Origin of the sequence: Candidatus Kosakonia sp. 282A-S69 (assembly GCF_029433855.1) — a bacterium.
GTDB classification, from domain to species: domain Bacteria; phylum Pseudomonadota; class Gammaproteobacteria; order Enterobacterales; family Enterobacteriaceae; genus Kosakonia; species Kosakonia cowanii_A.
In genome coordinates this window covers 212767-215807 of the sequence record NZ_JAROAU010000005.1, presented here as the reverse complement: position 1 = coordinate 215807, position 3041 = coordinate 212767, and the positions used below count along the sequence as shown (strand labels likewise).

Annotated in this window: 1 protein-coding gene; it reads right to left on the bottom strand. The window is 63.6% G+C overall.

Features of this window, described 5'->3' with window-relative positions:
- Positions 1-3041: PAAR domain-containing protein (locus tag PU683_RS22025; RefSeq protein WP_277174655.1), on the bottom strand; the 3041-nt coding region annotated here is incomplete at both ends.

The following is a 3041-nucleotide window of genomic DNA, read 5'->3' as shown; positions in this document are numbered from 1 at the left end:
TCATACAGCCCGCTGCGCCTGTGGGTCAGGTTGCCCCACGCATCGTACTGCATAAACAGGTTCTGCCAGTGCTGCAGGCGGTTGTCGGTAACCGGGTCGTCGTTCGCGGCCAGGTTATCGGCCGCATCATAGGTAAAGAGCGCACTGCTGTTGCCCTGACGGGATTCATAATGCTTCAGCAGGCGGCCTTCGGCGTCGTAGCCGTAATTCACCTCCCCGCGCAGGGTGTCACTGACGCCCGCCAGCTCGCCGCGCCCGGTATAGCGGTACAGGCGCTCCAGTATCGTCTGCTCCGGCAGGGCCACCCCGGTGATAAGTGCACTGCGCTGCGCAGTGCGTCTGCCGAGGCTGTCGTAGGAGCGGGACTGTTCGCGCGCGCCCTGGGTGCGGGTCACTTCCCGGTGCAGACGGTCGCGGGTGAATTCAGTGACCAGCTGCGACCCGAAGCGGATGGCGCTGACGTGACCGGAGCCGTAGTGCAGCCAGGATATCTGCTGCCCGCCAGGTAGCTCGAGATTCTTCAGATTGCCCAGCGCATCCCATTTGTAGCTGAGTTCGCCGTTAACACCCGACTCGCTTACCAGGCGGCCTGCCGCATCGCGGCTCAAGACGATTTCATCGCCCTCAATGCCCAGCGCAACGCCTTCAGCCGTCGGGGTGCGCCGGATACGGGTGAGCTGGCCGTTCGGGTCGTGGTCATAGCGGTACTCGGCATGGCGGGTAGCGCGTGCGGTCAGCAGGCCACTTTCATCGTAACTGAAGGTTCGTCTACGCCGGGCGATGCCGCCATCGACGGCAGGCCTGCCGTTTTCATGCAGTTCGCTGAGGAATCCACGGCTGTCCCATATCATCTGGCGCGACGTGTTGTCCGGGCGGGTTTCGCTGAGCGGACGGCCTGCGGCGTCGTATGTAAAGCGGTATTCTCCGCCATTGCCGTTTTCGAGTCTGAGCAGGTTGCCGCGCGGGTCGTAATGCCAGCGTCGGGTGCGTCCGATGCGGTCGGTGATGCTCACCGGCAGGCCGAGCGGGTTATAGTCCCAGCGCACCTCGCTCTCCAGCGGGTCGCGCCACGCGGCAAGCTGACCGCGTGCGTTCCACTGTAATGTTTCGCGGCTGCCGTCCGGGCGGATAACGGCAGAAAGTTGTCCCGCGCTGTTCCATTCGCGGCGGGTGACGTTACCCTCTGCATCCTCACTCGACAGAAGCTGCCCGAATCTGTCATAGCTGAAACGCGTGACGCTGCCGGAGCAGTCGGTGCGGCCTGTCAGCAGTCCCTGGCGGTTCCACTCCAGGCGCACCACCCCGCCTGTCGCATCGGTGATACTGTCCGGTAAAGGTTCTTCATCATCGGGGTAGTGATAAGTGGTGCGGTTGCCTGCGGCGTCGGTTTCAGAAAGCAGCCGTCCCCGCAGGTCATACAGGCTCTGCTCTGTCGTGCCGTCCGGCCAGACCGTGCGGGTGAGGCGATCGGTGAGGCGGTACCAGTAATATTCCGTCCGCCGCCCGGCCGGGTCTGTCTCCTGGACCATGCGCCCGTATCTGTCCCACCGGCTCTGACGCAGGGCACCGCCCGGCAGGATGACATCACACAGCTCGCCGTCGCGGTAAATAAAGGCGCTCTTGCGACCGTCGAAGTCGGTGAAGGCGGCGACGTTATCATCGTCATCGATCAGCCAGTGTGCCTGGGCTCCGTCGTCACGGATGGCGCGACGCGTGCCGTTATCAAAATCATACTCAAAAGTCAGCTGCTCACCGCCGCTGTGGCGGAAAGCCGTTACGCGCGGCAGACCGGCAATCTCCTGCCAGCGGTATTCGCTCACCAGGCCGTTTGCATCTTCATGGGCGCGCATCAGGCCATCCTGCCAGCTAAAACGCCTGCGCACGCTGCCGCCCCGGCCGGTCACTGAGACCAGCTGGCCCTGTTCGTCATAAGCGTAACTGACCAGGCAGATGTCGTCATTCAGCCAGGCACCGGCAAGGCGGTCGCCCTCATAGCGGCAGACCACGCGCTGCCCGGCGCAGTCCGTCAGGGCATGCAGGGTGAGGTTATCGTTCCACTCGAAAAGGATATCATTGCCGCAGGGTTCAGAGATGCGCTGCAGCAGGGAGGGGTTATCGCACTCAAGCGGGGCGTAGTGCCAGCGCTCGCCGCTGATGTCATACACCGACCAGGTATCGTCCTGATGGTGCTCAAGCCAGCGCTTTTCGGCTTCGCAGTAGGTCCGGTACCCCTTTGCTACAAGAGGAAAGGAGACGTAATCCCCGGTCGGTGCCCGCCACACCAGCCCCTCCCGGTAACGCTCCAGACGGGTCTCCCAGAAGAGGTTCCAGCCGCGGCCGAGCACGCTGTCGCCGGGATTACCGCTGCGCCAGTAACGCTGCCAGCGCACCGGCAGACGCGACGGCAGGACGAAATCCAGTTCGTCGTCGCCGCTGAGGAACTTCTGCCCGCTGACGATATCCACCGGGCGGGCAATAATTCCTCCCGCCGCGATGGCAGTCAGCATCGCACCGAAGCGGCAGGCGATGCGGCCGATTTTGCTGATACCCGGCAGTTTCGACAACAGCTTACCCACCGCGCCGACCTTGCTGGCCGCGCCACCCCAGCCGCCAGCCAGCCCGGCAAACAGCAGTGTCAGGTCTGAAATCTTGTACAGCGCTTCGGGGACTTCCGGGGTAATTGACAGGGTCTGTTCCGGGTCGCCACCAATACGAACGTTGCCGGAGCCGGTCATCACTTTCGCATCGCAGGTGGTGCGGTCCCCGATACGGGCGGCAGGAAGACCATTGATGTAGACGCGGGAGGAGCCTTCCGCCATCTGCTGCGAGCCGTCGTCGTCGCACGCCACCATGCTGTCCGTGGCAATGGCGGCGGGCTTACCGTTGATAAAGACGTCAGGCGAGCCGGTGGTGATGACGCCTTTCTTCGTCATGTTCTCCGCCATACTTCCGGCAATGCCGTCGCGCACGCCGGTCGCCACCTCCCCGGCGAGAAAACCGACGGCGAGGCTGGCGCCGATAAGCAGCACACCGATGCCAAA